General features: G+C 57.0%; 3 protein-coding genes. 2 read left to right on the top strand and 1 reads right to left on the bottom strand.

Annotation, left to right across the window (positions count from 1 at the left end):
* Positions 1-131: 131 nt before the first annotated feature.
* Positions 132-557 (bottom strand): GNAT family acetyltransferase, encoded by a 426-nt coding sequence (locus PSV43_RS01980; RefSeq protein WP_300193135.1) that lies wholly within the window; start codon positions 555-557, stop codon positions 132-134.
* Positions 558-667: 110 nt separating this feature from the next.
* Between PSV43_RS01980 and PSV43_RS01975 the strand changes: the two genes are divergently transcribed.
* Together PSV43_RS01975 and PSV43_RS01970 are read left to right on the top strand one after the other, a co-directional pair.
* The gene (locus tag PSV43_RS01975; RefSeq protein WP_300193133.1) at positions 668-1,912 is read left to right on the top strand and encodes an AAA family ATPase; all 1,245 of its coding nucleotides are present in this window, start codon (positions 668-670) and stop codon (positions 1,910-1,912) included.
* A partial coding sequence (locus PSV43_RS01970) for a tetratricopeptide repeat protein (RefSeq protein ID WP_300193131.1) occupies positions 1,905-4,046 on the top strand: 2,142 nt, incomplete at its 3' end. The genes PSV43_RS01975 and PSV43_RS01970, both read left to right, overlap by 8 nt.

Genomic DNA, 4,046 nt, shown 5'->3' with positions numbered 1-4,046 from the left:
CTTCACCTTCACCTTCACCTTCACCTTCACCTTCACCTTCACCTTCACCTTCACCTTCACCCCAGCCTCTTTCCCCAGGAAGCACGAAACAAGCGCAAAGGCGCAAGACAGCATCAAACACCCGCCCTCTCTCACATGGGCGCATCCCTCTGCAGTCGCTTGCCCAGGCTCACCACCTCATCGACAGCAAAACCCAGCGACTCATAGAAAGCGATCACCTCCGCGTTCGTCTTCCGCACCTGCAAATTGATCTTCGGGCAGCCCGCCTCACGCAGCAGCCTCTCCGCATGCTCCATCATCTGCCGTGCCAGACTCTGCCGCCGCTGATCCGGATGCACCGCCAGGTAGTTGATCCACCCCCGGTGCCCTTCATACCCCGCCATGCACGACGCCACGACCACACCCTCCACCTCACCCACCAAAAACCACTCCGGATTCACCCGCAGCTTCCGCGCAATATCCGCCACCGGATCATTCTGCGGCACCACCAGCCCGCAAACCTCCCACAGCGCAATGACCGCTTCTTCATCAGCAGGCTGAAAGGGACGGATCTGCATCTGGGTGTTATCTGGCCCTTCCAGCGCAAATGTCCGGCAAAATCTCAGTGTAAATAATATACAACAATAATGTTGCGCAACAGTTTTGTTGTGGATTATATGATCAGCATATGATCCAGGGCAATACTCCCGTCCCCACCGCCGATTTCTACGTCGGATCCGTCCTTGCGCCGGAGGATCTAAAATTTCGAGGCCCTTTCATCTCCGATCTTTGGGAGGCCCTCCAGAGCCATCATGTGCTGCTCAAAGCCCCCCGCCGCTGTGGTAAGACCAGTGTCATGGAGCACCTCCGGCACTTTCCCCAGCACGGCTATTCGGTTATTTACCAGAACGTCCAAGACCTATCCCACCCGGCGGACTTTCTGCTCGCGATTCTGGACAACTTCCGCGACGCCCATCCCGATCTTTTCCATTCGTTGGTCAATGGCTGGAAAAGTGTGACCGCCTGGCTGCCGAAGGCTGAGGTGCTCGATTTCGGCGAGTTCAAAATGAAGTTCAGGGAACACGAACAGGACTACCGGGAACACTGGCGGCAGCACGGCGAGGCACTATTCGCACAACTTCGATCGCTAAATCGGCCGATATTGATCATCGTCGATGAATTGCCCGACATGCTGCTGAACCTGCGACAGGAAGATCCCAAACTTTTGCGCGACTTCTTGTCGTGGTTCCGTGATAAACGCTGTGACCCGGCACCCAAACGCGACTCCGTGCGCTGGTTGCTCGGCGGATCGATCAATATTTCCTCCACACTAGACGCTATGTCGTTGCTTGATCGCATCAACGATCTCGAAGACATGCCCCTGCCAGAACTTACCCCGTTGCAGATCGAGTCCTTCGTTACCGACATGTTCGATGAGCGGCGGGTCACCTATGAAAAGGAAGTTCCAGTGCGCCTGCGAGAGTTGCTTGGTCGCCCAATTCCACTTTTTCTACAGATGCTCACCCTGAATCTTTACCGTTCTTGGCGTCTGCAACCGCGCAAACTTAAGGTCGCCGATGTGGAGGCTGAGTTTGCCCTCTTCATTACCAGCACCGCAGCGCAGGACAAACTGCAGCATTACTACACCCGGCTGGCTAAATACTACAAAGAGCCTGCCCTTAGTCAGGCTCATGCTGTTCTCAATCATCTCTGCTTGGCGGATGAATCTGGGGCCAGTCGCGGAACACTCACAAATCTGGTCGATAGCCTTGTGCCGGGAGGGAAGTTGCTGCCTACTCACGAACGGAAGCGTCTTTTCCTTCAGCTCATGCGTGATCTGGAAAACGACTTCTACGTCACCGAGCAGCAACCGGATCGCTACGGCTTCGCCAGTGGTATCATGAAAGCATGGCGGAGAAAACATTATGCCTGAGTCAGCCTCATCTCACATCGGTTTTTATCGCAGCGGCCTCACCTCGCCGGAGCATCGCCGTTTCGTCACCGTGGGCCGGGATCACTTGATCCAGGACACGCTGGAGTCACTGCGGAAAAATGCCGGCCGCAGCACCAAGCATCACGCCCTTTTCATCGGCCTGCGCGGCATGGGCAAGACGCATCTCTTATCACGCATTGAGGATGAGATTGCCGCAGACACCACCCTGGCTGCGCACTACCACGTCGTGCGTTTTCCCGAGGAAAGCCTGCGCACCCTCTCCTTTGCCGACTTCCTGCTCGGCATGGTGGAAATCCTTGCCGCGACATGCCCGGCAGAAACGGCGTGGCAGACCCTGCTCGAACGACTCCGGGGTGAAGAGGATGACATCAAAGTCGTCGATACCCTCGTGCCCGCCATTCGCAGGTCGAATGAAGAGCACAAGCGCACCCTCATCATCATGCTGGAAAACATGGGCGAGGTCTTCACACGCCAGATGAAAAACCCGCGCGAGGTGGCGGCGCTGCGGAAGTTTCTCATGGAGTCGAAGAACCACTGCCTTTTGCTCGGCACCGCCACCATGAGCTTCGAGGGACTCACCAGCGTGGACGAGCCTTTCTACGACTTCTTCGACATCCAGCACCTGGACCACCTCAGCGAGGAAGACAGCACCGCACTCGTCCGCCGCACCCTCGAATGGGAAAAGCGCGACGATCTCCTCGCGCAATGGGACACACTCTACCCACGCCTCATCGCCCTCTATCGCATGACCGGCGGCAGTCCACGCCTCACCGTCATGCTCGCCTCCCTCATCGCACGAGATTCAGTGATCGAAGTGCGTGACCAGTTTCGCAAGCTGCTGGATCACATCACGCCCTTCTTTCAGGATCGCCTGAATACTATAGCCCCTCAGGAGCGTGCCCTGCTGGAGACCATGGCCACCATGCGTGACATGGACAAAACCCCCGCCAGCATCGCCGCGCGGATGCGGAAAAAAGTCACGCACATCTCCACACTGCTGAAGCGCCTCACCGAACTGCGGTTGCTGCGCTCCACCATCCATCCCGACGACAAACGGGTGCGCCGTTATGACATCAGCGAAGGCTTCTTCGACCTCTGGCTCTACATGAATGTCTCCCGTGGCGCACGCGACCGCTTGCCCTTCCTGCTCGACTTCTTCGCCAGCTTTTACCCCAGCTATTTGGAGCGCGAAAAAAAGCGCGCCGAGTTGTTCACCCACTCGTCCACACCCGAAAAGCAAAGCAACTGCCTCCTCGCCCTCGATACCCTCAGCGAAGTCGGCCTCCCTCCCGAACGAGCACGCGCCAAGCTTTTCCTCGCTTCCGCCTACGCCAAAACCGGCCATGCAGAAGACGCCAGCCAACTCCTAAGCGAAGCCATCGCCCAACCCATTGACCGCATGGGCTCTTGGATCGTCCGCAGCGCCGCCGCAACGCCCTATCCCGACTACCTCACCGAAATCCAAGAACTCATCACCCTCTGGGACGAGCACCGCACCGGCAACCTCGAAGGCTTCGTCCGCCTGATGTGCGAAATGGGCGATACGTTCGAGCCACATGCGTACTCGCTGGCAAAACTCCAATTCCTGGAGGTGCATCTTGAGGAGGTGCCTGCCGGAAAAGAGCGCACGCGCCTTCGGCTACAGCTTGGCAGTTTACATCAAGGCTTGGCTCATTGGCAAACGGCCGAGGTGCATCTTAGGTATGCCTTATTAGAGTGTGAATCTGAAAGTGATCACCTACTGTTATCGACTGCTCTCAACAACCTCGCGCATTTGCTCTATGTCACCAATCGTCTTGAAGAGGCGGAGGAGCCAATGCGGCGCGCTTTGAAGCTGGCTGAAGCCAGCTATGGTCCAGATCATCCCACGGTGGCAATTCACCTCAACAACCTCGCGCAGTTGCTTCAGGCCACCAATCGTCTTGAAGAGGTGGAGGAGCCGATGCGGCGTGCCTTGAAGATTGATGAAGCCAGCTATGGTCCAGATCATCCCACGGTGGCAATCCGCCTTAACAACCTCGCTCTTTTGCTCCAGGACACCAATCGTCTTGAAGAGGCGGAGGAGCCGATGCGGCGTGCCTTGAAGATTGATGAAGCCAGCTATGGTCCAGAT

Source organism: Prosthecobacter sp., assembly GCF_029946185.1.
Lineage (GTDB): Bacteria > Verrucomicrobiota > Verrucomicrobiia > Verrucomicrobiales > Verrucomicrobiaceae > Prosthecobacter.
The sequence above is the reverse complement of the archived record's forward strand: the minus strand, read 5'-3'. Positions and strand labels throughout refer to the sequence as shown.